At 33.3% G+C, this 19,061-nt stretch carries 19 protein-coding genes; 10 read left to right on the top strand and 9 right to left on the bottom strand.

The annotated features are described in order from the left end of the window. Nucleotides 1-22: 22 nt before the first annotated feature. From H277_RS0110720 to H277_RS0110750, 7 genes are all read right to left on the bottom strand, one after another. A complete protein-coding gene (locus tag H277_RS0110720; RefSeq protein WP_019975596.1) occupies nt 23-865 on the bottom strand; it encodes a helix-turn-helix transcriptional regulator in 843 nt (280 codons plus the stop codon). A gap of 76 nt (nt 866-941) precedes the next feature. After that, entirely contained in the window at nt 942-1,463 is a 522-nt protein-coding gene (locus tag H277_RS0110725; RefSeq protein ID WP_026357537.1) for a plastocyanin/azurin family copper-binding protein, read from the bottom strand. A gap of 94 nt (nt 1,464-1,557) precedes the next feature. Continuing rightward, the gene (locus H277_RS0110730; protein WP_019975598.1) at nt 1,558-2,205 is read right to left on the bottom strand and encodes a 7-carboxy-7-deazaguanine synthase QueE; all 648 of its coding nucleotides are present in this window, start codon (nt 2,203-2,205) and stop codon (nt 1,558-1,560) included. Nucleotides 2,206-2,209: 4 nt separating this feature from the next. After that, nucleotides 2,210-3,085 carry a bifunctional 5,10-methylenetetrahydrofolate dehydrogenase/5,10-methenyltetrahydrofolate cyclohydrolase gene (locus H277_RS0110735; RefSeq protein ID WP_019975599.1) on the bottom strand — a complete coding sequence of 292 codons (876 nt, stop codon included), beginning with the start codon at nt 3,083-3,085 and terminating at the stop codon, nt 2,210-2,212. Between the two features lie 113 nt (nt 3,086-3,198). Next, the gene (locus H277_RS0110740; RefSeq protein ID WP_019975600.1) at nt 3,199-3,690 is read right to left on the bottom strand and encodes a hypothetical protein; all 492 of its coding nucleotides are present in this window, start codon (nt 3,688-3,690) and stop codon (nt 3,199-3,201) included. 86 nt (nt 3,691-3,776) lie between these two features. Continuing rightward, entirely contained in the window at nt 3,777-4,190 is a 414-nt protein-coding gene (locus H277_RS0110745; RefSeq protein ID WP_019975601.1) for a hypothetical protein, read from the bottom strand. 1 nt (nt 4,191) lies between these two features. Continuing rightward, on the bottom strand, nt 4,192-5,193 hold the full coding sequence (locus tag H277_RS0110750) for an NAD(P)H-dependent glycerol-3-phosphate dehydrogenase (RefSeq protein ID WP_019975602.1): 1,002 nt from the start codon (nt 5,191-5,193) through the stop codon (nt 4,192-4,194). Between the two features lie 96 nt (nt 5,194-5,289). Here H277_RS0110750 and H277_RS0110755 point away from each other — a divergent pair, with 96 nt between their 5' ends. The 9 genes from H277_RS0110755 to H277_RS0110795 all read left to right on the top strand — a co-directional run bounded on the left by H277_RS0110755 (nt 5,290) and on the right by H277_RS0110795 (nt 15,331). Continuing rightward, complete coding sequence (locus H277_RS0110755) at nt 5,290-6,708, top strand: lipopolysaccharide biosynthesis protein (protein ID WP_026357539.1); 1,419 nt, start codon at nt 5,290-5,292, stop codon at nt 6,706-6,708. 2 nt (nt 6,709-6,710) lie between these two features. Continuing rightward, nucleotides 6,711-7,145, top strand: a complete 435-nt coding sequence (dut, locus tag H277_RS0110760; protein WP_019975604.1) for a dUTP diphosphatase — start codon at nt 6,711-6,713, stop codon at nt 7,143-7,145. 70 nt (nt 7,146-7,215) lie between these two features. Continuing rightward, nucleotides 7,216-8,238, top strand: coding sequence for a sugar phosphate nucleotidyltransferase (locus H277_RS0110765; RefSeq protein ID WP_019975605.1), 1,023 nt, complete (start codon nt 7,216-7,218; stop codon nt 8,236-8,238). 6 nt (nt 8,239-8,244) lie between these two features. After that, nucleotides 8,245-9,045: a lipoprotein insertase outer membrane protein LolB1 gene (gene lolB1 / locus H277_RS0110770; RefSeq protein WP_019975606.1), complete on the top strand. Its 801-nt coding sequence runs from the start codon at nt 8,245-8,247 to the stop codon at nt 9,043-9,045. Next, nucleotides 9,045-10,712: a peptidoglycan DD-metalloendopeptidase family protein gene (locus H277_RS0110775; protein WP_051094544.1), complete on the top strand. Its 1,668-nt coding sequence runs from the start codon at nt 9,045-9,047 to the stop codon at nt 10,710-10,712. Before lolB1 ends, H277_RS0110775 begins: the two co-directional genes overlap by 1 nt. Before the next feature lie 37 nt (nt 10,713-10,749). Beyond that, a complete protein-coding gene (tatA, locus tag H277_RS0110780; protein ID WP_019975608.1) occupies nt 10,750-10,932 on the top strand; it encodes a twin-arginine translocase TatA/TatE family subunit in 183 nt (60 codons plus the stop codon). An 80-nt stretch (nt 10,933-11,012) separates the two neighbouring features. Further along, the gene (locus tag H277_RS0110785; protein ID WP_019975609.1) at nt 11,013-11,624 is read left to right on the top strand and encodes a DUF4254 domain-containing protein; all 612 of its coding nucleotides are present in this window, start codon (nt 11,013-11,015) and stop codon (nt 11,622-11,624) included. Nucleotides 11,625-11,797: 173 nt separating this feature from the next. Next, nucleotides 11,798-13,027 carry a DUF6051 family protein gene (locus H277_RS0110790; protein WP_019975610.1) on the top strand — a complete coding sequence of 410 codons (1,230 nt, stop codon included), beginning with the start codon at nt 11,798-11,800 and terminating at the stop codon, nt 13,025-13,027. A gap of 102 nt (nt 13,028-13,129) precedes the next feature. Then, on the top strand, nt 13,130-15,331 hold the full coding sequence (locus tag H277_RS0110795) for a M1 family metallopeptidase (protein ID WP_019975611.1): 2,202 nt from the start codon (nt 13,130-13,132) through the stop codon (nt 15,329-15,331). A 106-nt stretch (nt 15,332-15,437) separates the two neighbouring features. Here the strand turns inward: H277_RS0110795 and H277_RS0110800 are convergent, their stop codons facing one another. Beyond that, nucleotides 15,438-17,576 (bottom strand): S9 family peptidase, encoded by a 2,139-nt coding sequence (locus H277_RS0110800; RefSeq protein WP_019975612.1) that lies wholly within the window; start codon nt 17,574-17,576, stop codon nt 15,438-15,440. A gap of 9 nt (nt 17,577-17,585) precedes the next feature. Beyond that, nucleotides 17,586-17,933: an arsenate reductase family protein gene (locus H277_RS0110805; RefSeq protein ID WP_026357540.1), complete on the bottom strand. Its 348-nt coding sequence runs from the start codon at nt 17,931-17,933 to the stop codon at nt 17,586-17,588. Nucleotides 17,934-18,044: 111 nt separating this feature from the next. On the opposite strand from H277_RS0110805, the gene rluF reads away from it, so the two are divergent. After that, entirely contained in the window at nt 18,045-18,950 is a 906-nt protein-coding gene (gene rluF / locus H277_RS0110810) for a 23S rRNA pseudouridine(2604) synthase RluF (protein ID WP_019975614.1), read from the top strand. The last annotated feature ends 111 nt before the right edge of the window (nt 18,951-19,061 follow it).

Below are 19,061 nucleotides of genomic sequence, written 5' to 3' on the forward strand. Positions count from 1 at the left end.
ATTGTAAAAATCATTCAAAATTTTATTTTTCTTCGTAAATCCAAATCAGTTCATTGTCTAATACACTAATTTTATGATTGGTTTGCTTAGGTGTAATACCGGAAATTTGTTTAAAATCTTTGATCAAATGTGCTTGATCGAAGAAATTGTGGGTATATGCTATTTTGGTCAATTCATTTTGATGAATTAAAATATCGTTTAAAACTTTGCGAAAACGGACTGTTTTTATATAATTTTTCGGGCTCTGTCCCAGTTCATTTATACATAACCGATACAACGTAGCTTCGCTTATTTGAAAGTGTTTCGCAATTTCCTGAACACCATAATTTATATTTTCTTGATTGTGAATAAACTGTAAGATTGTTTTTATTTTGACGGAATGATTCGAAATGACAAGTTGTTGTAGCAAGAAATTTTCGAGAATAGTAGTACGTTTCTCTAATTCAATTTCTTCAAATAATTTTTCTAAAATAAAATAATTTGAAGAATTAAAAGCTAACTGAAATGCTTCGTTAGAATTCATTAATTCATTGAAATTTACATTCGTAAAAGCCCGAAGAGCACTTGGATAAAAGAGTACACAAATTTCATCCATAAAATTCTCTATTTTTACACTTAAAGCTTTTTGATGAAAGCCTGCAAAATAACTTTTGATAGAAGAATTGGAAGTCTCAACATCAATTTGATTGACAAGTCTCTCTTTTTTAAAGTCCACAGAATTATTTCGGTAAATAGACAAACACAAATTGATATTTGGAAAGGTGGAATAGCTAATCGTTTCATTTTTCTCAGATTGGAAAAATAGAAAATACTGAATGTAGGGCTTCAGTAAAGGGTTCTTTACATGAATAATTCTCGTTAGCATTCTTAAAAATACAAAATTACATACAAAAGAACCTCTTTTTTATGAAAGAGGTTCTTGTAAAATATTTTTTCGATGATTATTTTATCGCTGTAATTTTTCCGTTCATTGTTGCAAAATGCCCGGGAAAAGAACATAAGAAATCATAAGAGCCTTCTTCTAAAGTGAATTTGATTTGGTCGTTTTCTTTACCTCCTAATAGTTTTGTATGGGCAATAATTTCAGATTGTAAATCAGTTGGAATATAATCTGTCGCTTTGGCCGATGCTGCAGTATTAGCAAATCCGGAAGCATCAGCACCCGGTTTTAATAAAACAAAATTATGTCCCATTGCTTCTTTCGACATCTCACCAGAATTCATCAAAATTAAAGTCACCTCCTCACCAGCTTTCACAGTAAATGCTGTTTTGTCATAACGCATATCATCTCCAGCTTTTAGAACGATATGATTATTTGTAGCAGGAGTAGCTGTAGAAGATTCTGAATCTTCTTTTGGTGCTGTACTATAATCAATCTCCGGCGGAGTAGATTCATCTTTCTTCGAACCTCCGCAACTCATCATTAGAATTGCAGCGAAGCTCATTAAAACTATTTTTTTCATCATTCAACTTTTTGTTTGAATAAAAATAATGAAATTCAGAAACTTAAAAAAGTTTACTGATGATAAATAGAAATGATTTTAAACAGACAATTTCCTATGGAATATCCAAATATTTATGTGTTTGTAAAGAATAACGCCATTTAGGGTTTTCTTTGACGTACTCAATGATTAATGGAAGATTTTTGTCGCGTTTACTCCATTCAGTTTGTAAGAATAGTGTACAATCTTCTCCAACTCGTGCAGCCTGTTCTTCAGCAAACTGAAAATCGTGGTTATTGAAAATAATACATTTCAATTCGTGCGCAGCTTCACAAACTTCATCCAACGGAAGCATTGTTTTCTTTGGAGAAAGACAAACCCAGTCAATTTCACCACTTAATGGATAAGCACCAGAGGTTTCGATATGAATTCTGGCTCCTTTTTCATGCAGTTTTTTGGTTAAATAAGTCAAGTCCCACATCAAGGGTTCTCCACCTGTGATAATAATTGTTTTGGCTTGAGAAGTTGCCAAATCGACTAATTCATCAACGTTGGTTAAGGGATGCTTTTCAGCATCCCAGCTATCTTTTACATCGCACCAATGGCAACCAACATCACACCCTCCTAATCGAATAAAATAGGAAGCTACACCTGTGTACATTCCTTCACCTTGAATAGTATAGAAATGTTCCATAACAGGTAATAATTTTCCTTCTTTTATCAGTTGTTGTTCTTCTGCAGTTGTCGATGCAATGTGTATCATAATTTTATTTTTTATTGTTGTAAGCCAACAATGTATTTTTTAATAACATGGCACGTGTCATAGGACCAACTCCTCCCGGAACCGGTGTAATCCACGATGCTTTTTCTTTTACGTTATCAAAGTCTACATCACCAGCTAATTTGAAGCCTCTTGGATTAGTTTCATCATCAACGCGAGTAATTCCAACGTCAATGATAACTGCTCCATCTTTTATCATATCAGCTTTTAAAAAGCCTGGAACTCCTAAAGCGGTAATCACGATATCAGCTTCTTTTGTAAATTGTTCTAAATTTTGGGTTTTAGAGTGTGCTAACGTTACTGTACTGTTTCCGGGGTTTCCGTTTTTACTCATCAAAATACTCATTGGACGACCAACGATTCGTGAACGACCAATCACAACTGTATGTTTTCCTGTTGTATCAATGTTATAACGTTCCAACATTTCCATAATTCCAAAAGGTGTTGCTGGCAAAAATGTTTCCATCTCTAAAGCCATTTTACCAAAGTTCATCGGATGGAAACCGTCCACATCTTTTTTAGGATCAATTGCATTAATAACAGCTTCTTGATCAATGTGTTTTGGTAAAGGCAACTGAACGATAAATCCATCTAAGGTCTCATCATTGTTCCATTTTTCAATTTCCGCAATTAAATCTTCTTGGGAAATGGTGTCAGGTAATCGTAATTCAGAAGATTCGATTCCTACAAAATGACAATCTTTTATTTTATTGTCAACATACGTTTGTGAAGCACCGTTGCTTCCTACTAAAATAGCACCCAAATGTGGTACACGAACTCCTTGGTCTTTGTAATTCTGTACCAGCTCCTTGATCTCTTGTTTGATCTCTTTTGCCAGTTTAATTCCGTCTAAAATTTGCATTGTTTTGTTGTGTTTGCGCAAAGATAAGGACAAATTGGAAAATAAATAATTAGAAGTTGAGATTATGATTTTTGTAAAAATAGAAAACCACTTCTTTTTGAAGTGGTTTGGTTTTATTGATATTTTTTCTGAGCCTCCTTGAGATAAGAAAAAACCTGTGACGTTTTCATTTTTGATGAACTTGTATGGAAAATAAATAATCCTGTTTCGACATTAAAATAATAATCTTGACCACCATTTCTAATTTGAAACCATTCTAATAATCCATTTGCAAGATTAACACCAATCCAGTTGATTTCAGAAGTTTTCAAATCGAAGATAAAGTTATCATCGGGATTATTGGTTGTCACGTAATGTATTTTATCAGCAATGACATACAAAACGCCACTTCCTTGAAACGCTTTTAATTTGAAAAATTGTGATTGATTTTTTCCGAAATTATACCGTAATACTGCCTTAAAATCGGCATTGGAAGGAACGGTTTCTAATAAGGTATTTTGCTTCTTTTCTCTCGATTTACTTGCCCAAAAAGCAATTCCAAAGATGAGGATAACAGGTGAAATACAACATAATAATGAGGATAAAAGTGAAAGAATGTCGTTCATAGTAGTTTGATTTAGATTTGGTTGAAGATACAAAAAAAGCAATTAGTATACTAACCGCTTTTATATTTTTGAAAATGATAATGGTTTTAAATCAATCTTATTTTCTCTTCAATAACTTTTCGTTCCTGTGCGATTAAGTTATCTTCTTCTGTCGGAAATTGAAAAATTCCAGAATTGAGGCTCTCAATACGTTTTAAAACTTCATAAGAGGTTAACGCTTTTTCCGAATTATTCTGGTTGATATACACACGAATCGCTTTCATAAACGTTAAAATATTCTTCTTTTTTAATTCGTCAGACAATAAAAACTGGTCACGTTCCTCGTTAACTTCTAATAATGTTGACAAATTATTATCATCAATTTTATAATACGATTGTAACATTTGATTGAACATAATCAAGAAGCCATCATCCGAATTTCCAATTTCTAAAGAGATAATTCGGGCCAATGTTTTATTTAGTTCCTGAATATATTTTGAAATAAAATCTTGTTTAATCATTTTAATCTAATTTTTTAGATAATTTTTCTATGGTTCTTGCAGGATTTTTTCCTTCGTATAAAATTTTATGAACGGCGTTGATAATCGGTGCTTTAATTTGATACTGTTCATTCATAATGGCTACACCTTTTGTCGCATAATAACCTTCGGCAACCATATTCATCTCTAAAATAGCAGATTTTACAGTATAGCCTTTTCCGATCATATTTCCGAACATTCGGTTTCTGGAGAAAAACGAATAACCAGTTACCAGTAAATCGCCAAGATAAGCGGAATCATTTATTTTACGTTTCAAAGGGCTCGCCGTTTTTAATATATGATTCATTTCACGAATTGCATTACTCATTAAAACAGCCTGAAAATTATCTCCGTAGCCTAGTCCATGTGCGATACCTGCAGCAATGGCGTAAATATTTTTCAGAACAGCTCCAAACTCCGTCCCATAAATATCGTTTGATAGTTTCGTTTTGATAAAGTCACAAGCCAAACAATCGGCTACAATTTGTGCTTTACTCTCCTCTTTGGCAGCAATTGTCAAATATGAAAGGCGCTCTAAGGCAACTTCTTCAGCATGACAAGGCCCACTCACAATCCCTAATTGTTCTTCTTTCAAGTCGAAATTGTCAAACAAATATTGCCCTACCAATTGAAAATGGTCCGGAATAATTCCTTTTATCGATGTTACAACAAATTTATCTGTCAATGGAACAGTTAATTTGTTCAAACAATCGGCAACGTAAATGGATGGTACAACCAAAAAGATAATATCCGAATTCATGACAACTTCGTTTATATCCGTCGATATTTTAAGTTTCTCTGACTTAAATTCGACATCAGTCAAATAATTTGGATTGTGTTTATTACGTTCCAAATATCCTTTTACGTACTCGTCTTTTACCCACCAGTTGAATGTCTCAAGATTTTTATTCAGCATTTTTGCAATAGCAGTTGCCCAGCTTCCATTCCCGATTAATCCAACTTTACGATTAGATAACTCTATCATAATATACTTATTGAACAGACAAAGTTACAGATTTTGTAGCTTAGGTATTTTGAATTTTACGAAAAGAAACTCAATTTTGTAAAAATTTTAACGGCTTTGTACAAAAAACTTTTTAGTGAGACCATTATTTATGGTATTGGCTCAATTTTGCCGAGGTTAATCATGTTTGCGTTAAATCCTTTCATTATTGATAAAACGTCAAATACGGATTTCTCTATTTTCGGACAACTGTATGCCGCAGTTTCATTTCTAAATGTCATCCTGACTTTTGGTTTCGAAACCGCATTTTTTCGGTATGCTACCGAAGAAGGATTGTACCAGAAAGTGCTGAATACATCCTTTTGGTTTATGGTTATAACATCATCTGCAATGATGACGCTGTTGTATCTCTTCTTACAGCCTTTGGCTGATTTTGCGAATTATACGGATCATCCCGAATACCTATTGTGGTTTGGTTGGATTGCTTTTTTTGATACAATTTGTGTAATTCCTTTTGCTGTATTACGTTTTAAAAACCGACCGATTTTATATTCAGCCATTAAAGTTTTTCAAAATGTGTTCCAGGCAGTTTTTACAATTGTTTTATTGTATTATGTTTCGAGGAGTTTTATGAGTAGCCTAGGTTTTGAGAATACCATCTCTTTTCCTTTTATAGCGAATTTAATCGCAAGTATTCTTGGAGTTGTTTTATTGTTAGGTGTTATTCGTCATGTTCAATTCAGGTTTGATAAACCTTTATTCAAAACAATGTTTATATATGGTTATCCTATCATGATTGCGGGTTTAGGTTATATTTTAAATGAGAATTTCGACAAATTAGTTCAGCGGCAATTTATCAATGAAGCTGACGCAGGTTCGTACGCAGCGTGTTATAAATTAGCAACTTTGATGACGCTTTTTGTAACAGCTTATCGAATGGGTATAGAGCCTTTTTTCTTTAAAGTAGCAAAAAAAGGAGATGCAAAACAGATGTATGCCAATATTTTATTCTTCTTTAGTATTATTTGCAACATTGTAATTCTTGGTATTTTAGCAAATATTGATTGGATTAAGAAAATTTTTATTCCGGATTCTTCTTTTTGGGTCGCTTTAGATATTGTGCCAATTATTTTAATCGCCAATTTATTTTTTGGGATTTATTACAATCTTTCTATCTGGTACAAAGTGACAGATAGAACAAATATCGGAACAGTAATTTCCTTAATAGGAGGTGCAATTACCATTCTTTTAAACATCTTTTTATTGCCAAAATATGGATTTATGGTTTCTGCTTGGACAACTTTATTTGCATATGGCATAATGATGGTGATTTCGTACATTTGGGGTCAGAAAGTTTACCCAATTCCATACAAAGTCAATAAAATATTATTTTATATGGGAATTGCAATTGCTTTGGCTTGGACAAATTATTTTATCCTTGGTTCGAATTTGATTAGTGGTAATCTGATTCTAATCGTGTACATTGCGTTTATTGCATTTGCGGAAAGAAACACACTTAAAAAACTAAGAAAATAAAAATGAAAGTAAAAGTTATTAATATTTCGAAACATGCTTTGCCTGAGTATAAAACAGCATTATCAGCTGGAATGGATTTGACAGCTAACATTGATGCTCCAATTGAATTGAAGCCATTAGAAAGAAGATTAATTCCGACAGGATTGAGTATCGAATTACCTGCAGGTTATGAAGCACAAGTTCGTCCCCGTAGTGGAATGGCATTAAAATATGGATTAACATGCCTTAATTCTCCGGGAACAATTGATGCGGATTATCGTGGAGAAATCGGTGTGATTTTAGCCAATGTTTCAAATGAAGTCTGTGTGATTAATGATGGTGAACGAATTGCACAATTGGTGATCGCTAAACACGAAACAATCGAATGGGAGGAAACAGAAATGTTGAACGAAACAGAAAGAGGAGCCGGAGGTTTCGGAAGCACAGGAAAGCAATAAAGAAAGGTTTGAATTTATTTTCAGAATCTTATCAATGATACAATCTAACAAAGATATTTTTTAAAATAAAATGAAAATTATTATCCCAATGGCTGGACGTGGTTCACGTTTACGCCCTCATACATTAACAACACCAAAACCGTTAATTCCAATAGCAGGAAAGCCAATTGTTCATCGTTTAGTGGAAGACATTGCAAAAGTATGTTCAGAAAAGATTGATGAAATAGCTTTTGTAATCGGTGATTTTGGAGCTGAGGTTGAAGCTGATTTAATTGCAATAGCTGAAAAATTAGGAGCAAAAGGAACAATTTGTCATCAGTTAGAACCTCTGGGAACAGCGCATTCTATCTGGATGGCGAAAGAAGTTTTAGATGGACCTGTTATTGTAGCTTATGCTGATACTTTGTTCCGTGCTGATTTCAAATTAGACATGGAATCGGATGGCGTTGTTTGGGTAAAACAAGTCGATAACCCTTCTGCTTTTGGAGTTGTAAAACTAGATAACCAGAATGTGATTACAGATTTTGTGGAAAAACCGAAAGAATTTGTTTCTGATTTAGCAATTATTGGAATTTATTTTTTCAGAGATGGACAAAAGCTGTACAAAGAAATTGAATATTTACTGGAAAATGATATTCAAAAAGGTGGCGAATATCAATTGACAGATGCTTTGGAGAATATGCGTGTTGCAGGTGATAAATTTACGCTTGGAAAAGTTGATGAATGGATGGATTGTGGAAACAAAGCTGTTACAGTGGATACCAATACTCGCGTTTTGAATTTAGATCAAGAAGACTTCAAAGAAATTCATTCTTCAGCAATAATTGATCATTCATTAATTATTGAGCCATGTTTTATTGGTGAAAATGTAGTAATCAAAAATTCGAAAATCGGACCATTCGTTTCGTTAGGAAATGGAACGGTTGTTGAAAACTCAAATATCGATAACAGTTTAATTCAAGAAAATTCAAGAATTTGTAATGCAAACTTAACAGATACTATGATTGGAAATAATGCCAAGTATTTTGGAGTTTCTCGTAGTATCAGTTTAGGAGATTATTCTGAATTAGATTTTAAGTCACATGAAGCTTAAGAAAATATGATGAAGAAATTAACGTATATCTTTTGTTTAGGAGTTATTACAACAGCTTGTAATACTCAAAAAATAGCAAAAGTTGATAAAAATAATACCGAAGTAATATCAGCTTCGGCAAAAATTATTCAGCAAACATTGTCCAAAAAATCGGAATTCAAAGATTTGACAATAAAAGCAAAGGTTACTGCAGATTTAGAAGAAATTTCGGGTGATGTAAATGCAACAATTGCGATAAAAAATGGACAAAAGATATGGGTTAATGCAACCAAATTTGGTTTTACCGGTGCGCGTTCATTGATTACGCCAAATGGTTTTTCGGCTTATGAGAAATTAGGAGGAACTTATTATGAAGGAGACTTTTCTATTGCAAATAAATTATTGAAAGTTGATTTTATTGATTATCAAAAATTACAAAATTTAATGCTAGGAAAGGTTTTCGTTGATTTAAATCCGACAGATTACACAGCTGCTTTTTTGAATGATCAATACACAATTACATACAATAAAAACCAAGATATTGTAACTTCTCCTAAAGAAGGGGAATACATTCAGACGTATATTTTTGACAATGGATTTCGCTTGAAGGAAGCACATTTAAAAGATCCAAAACGTAAAATGGAAGTTGATTTGGTTTACAATAACTGGATAAAAGCCGGAGAAGAGGAGTTTCCAAAAAATGTTAAAATTATTATAAAAGAGAAAAAAACGCGTCGAATAGATTTGGAATATAATAGTTTTACGTTTCAGGAAACGAACACACCGTTCTCAATTCCAGATGGGTATAAGAAAAAAGAAATAAAATAATGAAGTTTGTTTTATCAACTGTATTTTTAACGTTGTCATTATCAGTGTTTGCGCAGGTTCCGTATAATAAAGCGAACTTACAAAAGCAAAATGCTCAGCTAAAAAAAGAGATTATAAACTTAAACAAACAACTCGAGGTTAATAAACGAAATTCGAAGTTAAATGTTGATTATGTACAGAATTTGACAAAAAAAATTCAAGTTCAGAGTAAATTAGTGAACAACTTATCGAAAGAAAAACGATTTATTGAGGATGAAATTTATTTAACTCAATTAGAGATTAATAAGCTTTCGCGTGAGTTGGTAGAACTAAAAAAAGAATACAAACAGGTTTTGGTTCGTGCGTACAAGAACAAATCTGTTGAAAATAAATTACTTTTTGTGCTTTCTTCTAAAAGTTTGGGAGAGGCGTATCGTCGTATCAAATATTTAGAGAAATATTCGGCATTCCAATTGGGACAGGCGAACGAAATTATTGGTAAACAAACCGATATTCAACATAAAAAAGCACAAAAAGAGAAAGCAAAAGACGAAAAAGCAAAAGTCCTTTCTCAGCAAACGCTATTTAGTCAAAATCTTGAAAAGGAACGATTGACAAAAGAAAAAGCAGTAGAAGAATTTCATAAAAATGAAGGCGTTATTGTTGCTGAAATCAATGCAAAAGAAGCTCAGCAGCGCCAAATAGATGCCCAGATTAAGGCTATTATTGAAGAAGAAATTCGCCAGGCTAAAATCCGTGCTGAAAAAGATTTAAAGGATTGGAACGAAGCAAAACGTGGAAATACAATTGCATCTTACAATGAATATTTGAGAGATAATCCGAAAGGAGATTATGCAAAGTCTGCTCGCACAGCTATTTTACGAATTGAGAATGATGCTAAAGCTTGGAACATTGCACGTTCTGCACATACAAAACAAGCATATCAATCTTATTTAAAGAATCATCCTGCTGGAAATTTTGTCTCTACCGCAAAAACTGAGATTTCAAAATTTGAACAGTTAGAACGTGAGGCAGAAGCAGAGCGTCAACGTATTATTGCGCAACGTAAAGCTGAAGAAGAAGCTCGTTTAAAAGCTCAAAAAGAAGAAGATGCACGTAAAATTGCAGCTGCAAAAGCAGAAGCAGAGCGTAAGGCTAAAATAGAAGCAGAACAAAAAGTGGTGACAAAAGTTCCGGAAAAGGAACGTGTTGTTAAAGTAGATGCTGTAAAACCAGCTGAAACTCATGCAGAACGTCCGGACTCTGAAGGTATTTCAGGAGAGTTTTCTTCTAATAGAGGACGTTTACCTTGGCCGGTTGATAAAGGAACAATTGTGAGCCGATTTGGATCAAATTCACATCCTGTTTTGTCCAACATCACAACACAAAATAGTGGTGTAGATATTTCTACTTATAAAGGTGCGCATGCTCGTGCTGTATATGAGGGGACTGTTCAAGGTGTTATAGCCATTCCCGGAGGAAATAAATCTATTCTAATTCGACATGGGTCATATTTTACAGTCTATACCAATATCTCAAGCGTAAGTGTTTCAAAAGATGATGTTGTAAAACGTGGGCAATCTTTAGGAATTGTCTATACAAGTGGAGAAGGAGAAACAGTAATGAATTTCCAGGTTTGGAGTGGGACAACGAAACAAAATCCTGCTTCTTGGGTAGCAGGAATGTAAGAAAAAAATTATATATTTGCATTAAAATCAATTCAGTATGGGATTAGGAGGTAAAGAATGGATCGTAATCGTACTTGTTGTTTTATTATTATTCGGAGGTAAAAAAATTCCTGAATTAATGAGAGGATTAGGTTCGGGTTTAAACGAATTTAAGAAAGCAACAAAAGATGAGAACAAATCAGAAGCAACAGAAACGACTTCTGAGAAAAAGGAGAATTAAAATCTATTTTTAATTAAATAATAAAGCATTGTAGTTGAACAATTTTAATTGCAATGCTTTTATTTTATAAACAAATACACATGAAATTTACAGATAAAGCTTGGTCTATTTTTAATCAAAGCATTAATGACTATCACCAATATGATGACGTAAATCGTCAAATCGAAAATCCATATAACGAAGATGATTTGATTGCTCACTTATTGTACAAGAAAAACTGGATTGATACTGTACAATGGCATTTAGAAGATATTATCCGTAACCCGGAAATTGATCCTGTTGAAGCACTAAGTTTGAAACGCTGGATTGATAAATCGAACCAAGAGCGTACGGATATGGTAGAGTATGTAGATAGCTGGTTTTTAAAGCAATATGAAAATGTTGAAGTGAAAGCTGATGCAACCTATAATACTGAGTCCCCTGCTTGGGCTGTGGATCGTTTTTCAATTTTATCTTTGAAAGTTTACCACATGAAACAAGAGGTAGAACGTGAAGATGCTACCCCAGAACATAAAGCAGCTTGTCAATTGAAATTAGATATTCTGAATCAACAACACCAAGATTTATCTATTGCGATTGAAGAATTGTTAGCAGATTTTGAAGCAGGAAAAAAATACATGAAAGTGTATAAACAAATGAAAATGTACAATGACGAGGATTTGAATCCTGTTCTTTATGCAAATAAAAAATAGAATGTAAATAATCATTCAACTATTAAAAACTCATCTTTCGGGATGAGTTTTTTTTGTTCTGAAAATATTTTGTCAAGAAAGTGATCAAATTGATATTTTTAGGCAGAAATTTCATTTCTTTTAATATGCACGCATAGGAATTAAGTAAATTAGGTGATTTAAAAATCATTGGTATGCAGTATCATCAACTTTATCAACAGTTAAAAGAAGCTTTTGATCTGAATCAAACTTCAACCAAATATCCGGCGCTTAATTTAAAACTAATCAAACATCAAATTACTTCAGATTCAGCTGAAGATTTGTTGACAGATTCCTCTCAATTAATATGCAAAGATCACCATCTTAGTTTTGATGAAAGTGATTCGGTAAACATGATTTATGGAAATGATGATGTTGACATTCGAGATTACAACATAGAATGCAACAAAAAATTCGATTATACCATTGTTCAGCGTTTGGATACAGAAGAAGCAGAAGGAGCAATTATTTTTTTTCATGGATTGAATGAGAAAAATTGGGACAAGTATTTACCTTGGGCTTATGAAATAGCTCAACAAACAAAAAAAGCTGTTATTCTTTTTCCTATAGCTTTTCATATGAATAGAGCTGAAGATACCTGGAGCGATAGACGTAAAATGGTAGAAGTATCTAAAATGAGAATGAAAGATAACCGGGACAATTCAGATTCTTCTTATGTAAATGCCGCTATTAGTGCAAGACTGGAAGCGTATCCGCAGCGAATTTTTTGGTCTGGTTTTCAAACCTATTCCGATACGATAAAATTAGTCAATCAAATTAGAAATGGAGAATTATCTTCTATCAAGAAAAATGCTAAAATTGATTTATTTGGTTATTCGATAGGCTCTTTTTTATCTGTAATTTTGATGATGGCAAATCCGAAAGGTATTTTTTCAGATTCAAAGTTATTCTGCTTTTGTGGAGGGATGACAATTGATCGAATGTATCCGATTTCTAAATATATTATGGACTCTAAAGCTGCAATCACGATGCAAACTGTTTTTGCTGAATTGTTAAGTACAAACTTCAAAAATGACAAACGTCTGGGGCATTTTCAAAATCCGTCTTTACACAAAGAAGAAAGCTGGTTCAAGATGATGCTACGTTACAATTATTTTCAAAAAGAAAGAGAAGAACGATTAAAAGACCTTCAGCTGAAAATAAAATCATATGTGTTAGAAAAAGATGAAGTGGCGCCGCCAATAGAAGCATTGAATACATTACAAGGAGGTTATCGAAAGCTGAAAACAGCTGTTGAAATTGTTGATTATGCGTTTGATTATTCACACATGGTTCCATTTCCTTTGACAATCAAAAAAGAAAATGAAATAACACAAGCATTTAAACACTTTGTCAATTCTGCAAGTCAATTTTATTTAAAGTGAGTGGAATGAATATGTTTTCTTAAGAATAGAGAAATACTTGAAACTTATTTGATGTGTTTGAAAAATTAAAAGTAAATTTAACGTTGCTGTAAAATTTCACACATGAAAAAAAATTATTTCAAACCTATCTTTTTAGGTATAAGCTTATTTTCTATTGCTGTTTTTGGACAACAAGAAAAACCAAAATACGATTATCAAGAAGCTTTCAAACCTTTTTTTTATCAAAATAATGCAACCGAAACTCGTTCAGCGAGTGGAAAACCTGGTCATAATTATTGGCAAAACCGTGCTGATTATACCTTGAATGTGAGTTTAAACGAAGAAAAAAACGAAATTTCAGGAACTTCAGAGATTACGTATACCAACAATAGTTTTGATGATTTAGACTTTTTATGGTTGCAATTGGACCAAAATTTATTCAAAAAAGATTCACGGGGAAGTACTTTGGTTCCTCTTTCCGGAAGTCGTTACGGAGATTCTGTGTCCCAATTTGAAGGTGGATATAACATAAAATCTGTTCAAATAGATGGGAAAAATGCAAACTACACTATTTCTGATACTCGGATGCAAATTGATTTAGCGAGCCATTTGAAAGCGAGAGGAGGAAAAGCTAAAATTAAAATTGAGTATTCGTTTACTTCTCCTGATTATGGAGCGGATAGAATGGGAGTAGAGCCAACAAAGAATGGAAAGATTTTTACAATGGCACAATGGTTTCCGCGTATGGCTGTTTATGATGACATCATGGGATGGAACACTTTACCTTATTTAGGAGCTGGAGAATTTTATTTGGAATACGGAGATGTAACAGCTAGTATAACAGTTCCATCTACACATTATGTTGTTGGATCGGGTGAATTATTGAATCAGAATGAAGTGTATTCTAAAGAAGAAATAAACAGATGGAACAAAGCAAAAGCAAGTGATAAAACAGTAATTATCCGTTCAGCAGATGAAGTGAATAAAGCTTCTAAAACAGCAAAAGGAACGAAAACATGGAAGTTTAAAATTCAGAATACACGCGATTTTGCATGGGCTTCATCATCTGCTTTTATCGTAGATGCTGCAAAGATTAATTTACCAAGCGGTCAAAAATCATTAGCAATCTCTGCTTATCCTGTCGAAAGTGACGGACAAGCGGCCTGGGGAAGATCAACAGAATACACAAAGGCATCAATAGAGCATTACTCAAAACAATGGTTTGAATATCCTTATCCTGCTGCTACAAATGTAGCGGGAAATGAAGGGGGGATGGAATATCCGGGAATTGTTTTCTGCCACATGAATTCGAAAGGAGAAGGCCTTTGGGGCGTTACAGATCATGAATTCGGACATATTTGGTTCCCGATGATTGTTGGTTCTAATGAACGTGTTCATGGTTGGATGGATGAAGGTTTTAATACGTTTATCAATGACATTTCTACAAAAAATTTCAACAATGGAGAATATTATAAAAAACAGTCTTTACAAAGAATGAGTAATTTCTTTTTCAGTGAAAATCTAGAACCGGTAACAACTCAACCGGATAATATGCGAGAAAGAAATATTGGAGCTCTATTGTATTATAAGCCTGGAGCAGGAATGACAATTTTACGTGAAACAATTTTAGGCGAAGAAAAATTTGACAAAGCTTTACGACACTATATTAAGTATTGGTCCTTTAAACATCCAACGCCGGAAGATTTTTTTCGTACAATGGAAAATGTTGCAGGGGAAGAATTGTCGTGGTTTTGGAGAGGTTGGTTTTTGAATAAATGGACAATTGATCAAGGAATTAATAGTGCTAAATATGTGGACGGTGATTATAAGAAAGGATTGATTCTGAAAGTTGAAAACTTTGGACAACTACCAATGCCAACAACAATTCAAATAAATTTCAAAGACGGGACTTCTCAAGAAATGAAGTTGCCTGTTGAAGTTTGGAAACGTAATACGGAATGGTCATTTAAAGTACCTTCAACAAAAGAAGTTGCGACAATAAAACTAGATCCTAAAGGGGCTTTACCGGATACTGATCTCAAAAACAATGTTTTCAATATGACAGAAGCAAAGCCGGTAGAAAAGATTAATCCAAAAGAATATGAAGGAACATTTACCAATAAACAGATGAACGCAGATTTTGTGTTAAAAGCAGAAAATGATAAGTTGAATTTTGTTTTTAATGGACAAACATTTCCATTAAATTATCAAGGTGAAGGTAAGTTTATAAACGAACAAGCTGGACTTGATTTAAATTTTTCGAAAGATAAAAAAACGTTTACAATAGAAGAATCAGATCAGAAATTTGAATTTATAAAAAAATAAGTTGAAGCTTATATAAAGGCTGAATTTTAAATCATACAGAACCTATTTCACGATCTCACGAAATAATAAAAAAACCACTTCGAAGGAAGTGGTTTTTTGTTGACTATTATTTTTGAGATGTACCTTCTGGTTTAAGATATAAATCGAAGTAATCTGTAATTTTTTGCATCAAATGAACGCGATCTTTTCCACGAACATTGTGCTCATGTCCGGGATAAACAAAGTAATCCATTTGAACACCATTTTTCACGGCTTCGCGAATAAAATCAATAGAATGTTGCCAAACTACCACATTATCTTGCGCTCCGTGAATCATCAATAATTTACCTTTTAAGTCTTTTACACGGTTAATTAAATTCGTGTTTTTGAAACCTTCAGGATTATCTTGTGGCGATTCCATGTAACGTTCTGTGTACATGATTTCATACTGTGCCCAATCTAAAACTGGTCCACCGGCTACTCCAACTTTGAAAACATCAGGTTTACGTAACATAAAAGAAGTGGTCATAAATCCACCATACGACCAGCCATGAATTCCCATACGTTCCGCATCTACGAAAGGTAAGGTTTTCAAGAAGTTGACACCTTTCATTTGATCATTCATTTCTGTTGTTGCTACATTTCCATGGATAGCTTGCTCAAATTTAAGACCTCTATTCGCTGATCCTCGTCCATCCATTGTAAACACAACATAGCCTTTTTCGGCTAAATGATCGTACCAAAGATTTCCTGTTGCAGGAAAACGATTCGTGATTAATTGCGCGTGAGGTCCATTGTATAAATAAACGATAACTGGATATTTTTTCGAAGAATCAAAGTTTGTGGGATAGATTAATTTTCCATACAAATCTGTTCCATCATCCGCTTTTAACGTTACATTTTCAACTTTCGCAGTGTTGTAATTTGTTAAAGGATTTTGAGCAGTTAAGATATTTTGTTTGAATTTTCCATTCGCATCCAACACATCAATTTTACGAGGCGTGTTGTCATTACTCCAGTTGTCAATCGCATATTCTCCGTTCGATGAAACCGAAACATTGTGTGTACCTGCATCTGTTGTTATTTTACGCAATTTTCCATTCTCCCAATTTACCGCATATAAATGACGATCTTTCGGAGAATCTTTTGTTGTCATGATTAAGAATTCTTTTTTCTTCGCATTTTCTCCAACAAGATCTGTTACAATCCAATCTCCTTTTGTGATTTGGTTTAATAATTTTCCGGCTGTATTGAAACGATACAAATGCATAAAACCATCACGTTGTGACCACCAAACAAACTCGTTTGTTTTTCCGGGAATAAAGTGTAATTCGTTCTGAGGTTCTACATATTTTGCATCATCTTCTTTGAATAATGTTTTAATCAATTTTCCTGAAACGGCATCATATTGGTTTAATTCCAAATGTTTTTGATTACGAGACAATAATGCAATGTAAATATGTTTTTCATCAGGAGACCACGTAACCGAAGTAAGGTAATGATCTACTTCCGGATGCGTTTCTAAGAAAGTTGTTTTCTGAGTTGCCGGATTATAAACACCTAATGTTACCGTATGATTTTTGGTTCCGGCAAACGGATATTTGATGTTTTTGTTCACCGCAGGTTGAACAGACCAATCGATAATCGGATAATCTGTTACAACAGTTTGATCCATTCTATAAAAAGCAACTAAACTTCCTTTTGGCGAAATAAAAATTCCTTTGTGAATCCCGAATTCATTTTGATGAACCGATTTTCCATTGACGATTTCATATTTTCCGTCTTTGGTAATTTGATGTGTTTTTCCCGCTTTATCAACAAAAAATAAATTGTTATCAATCACATATCCAACTTGATTATTTGTTGCGTCAAATTCTATATTTTCTGCATTATCAGGAAGCTTTAGCCAATCTGTTTGCTGACCAGCAGTTGTAATTGTTTTGTAACCCGTTTTTGTAGAATAATATGCTTGCTTATCATTGATCCAATTCAAAGAAGGAATTCTTTTATTCTCGAATTGAGAACTTCTGAAAATGGTATCCGTTTTTAGCGAAGGAACTTCTTTCTTGATTAAAGCTTCTCCGTAAGACGTTTTTACATTTTGCGTGTACGCATTTTGATTCGGGATCCATTGAACTTGATTTAGACTTTCGATACGTAAATTTGTCGATAATCCAAGTACAGCGTCTTCCATTGTGACATTCTTTTTCTGAGCAAGTAAACTGGCGCTCATCAAAAGCGTACTGAATAAAATTGTTTTTTTCATGTGTGATTTCTATTTCAAATATTGCCCTAGGGCTTCTAAGTTCTTCTTTTCGTTACCGATAAAAATTTTATCTCCGTCAACAACCACAGGACGCTTCAAGAATGTATAATCCGATAAAATATAATTTTTGATATCCTCTTCAGAAAGTTGTTGATCTTTCAATCCTAATTTTTTATAATTCTGAGCGCGACGCGAAAAAAGAGCTTCATAGCTTCCTGCTAAATCTTTCATTTCGGCTAATTCTTCTTCAGAAATTGCGGTTGATTTAATTTCATGCAAGTCAAAACCTGTAAAATCAAACTCTTTCATGATGCGTTTGCAAGTATCACACGTCTTCAAAAAAAATATTTTTTTCATTTCTCAAAAATCTTTGGTTGTGTAAATATAAATAAGATTCTTCTTTTTTGAGGAGGAGAAAGAATTTTGTCGGGATATATTTCAAGTCGATAAAAAACTATCTTTGTAGTTATGGAGGAGACTAGTTTTTTACGTTTAAATAAATACATCAGTGATAGTGGGTTCTGTTCGAGACGAGAAGCAGATCAGTACATCGAAAACAGATTGGTTCAGATAAATGGAAGAGTTGCTAAAATAGGTCAATTTGTAGGGCCTCATGATGTGGTAACGGTGAAAGGAGTTGAGATAGAGCCAAGAGAAAAGGAAAACGCTGTTTATATTATGCTGAATAAACCTGTTGGAATTACGTGTACAACAGATTCTACAGATCCTGATAATATTATTGATTTTCTTTCTTTTGGAGAGCGAATTTTTCCGATTGGCCGTTTAGACAAAGATTCACAAGGATTGATCTTATTAACGAGTGATGGAGATATTGTGAATAAAATTTTACGGGCAGGGAATAATCATGAAAAAGAATATATTGTAACGGTTGATAAGCCCATTACAGACGATTTTTGCGAACGAATGTCTAAAGGTGTTCCGATTTTGAATCAAGTCACAAAAAAATGTAAAATAGAGAAAATAAGTAACAATGTTTTTAAAATTACGTTGATACAAGGTTTAAATAGGCAAATTCGCCGTATGTGTGATTATTTTGGTTACAATGTCAAAAAATTAGAACGGGTTCGAATAATGAACTTAACCTTGAATGTAGGAATTGGTCAGCACCGAGATCTAACTGCAGAAGAATTAGCAGAAATCAATCGTTTGACAAAAGATTCGGAAAAACATGAAGAAAAGAAAACTACATCAAAACCGAAAAAATCATCTGTAAAAAAATCAAAAGAAATTTCTCCTGATTTCAAAGATTCAAAAGGGAAATCAATTAAAAAATCAAAGCCAAAAACCAAAACTTCACAAGCACGAGTAGGGAAAAGCAATCCCAATAAGGCGAAAGGAGGAAAGAGAAGATAAAAAGAGAGAGACGTTTCAAATGATTCGTCTTTTTTTATTCATTTTTTATCGAATACTAATTTCCGTCATATTGCTTTACGAAAGATTCAATATCTTTATCATGTAAAATAT

It is taken from the genome of Empedobacter brevis NBRC 14943 = ATCC 43319, assembly GCF_000382425.1.
In the GTDB taxonomy this organism is placed as follows: domain Bacteria; phylum Bacteroidota; class Bacteroidia; order Flavobacteriales; family Weeksellaceae; genus Empedobacter; species Empedobacter brevis.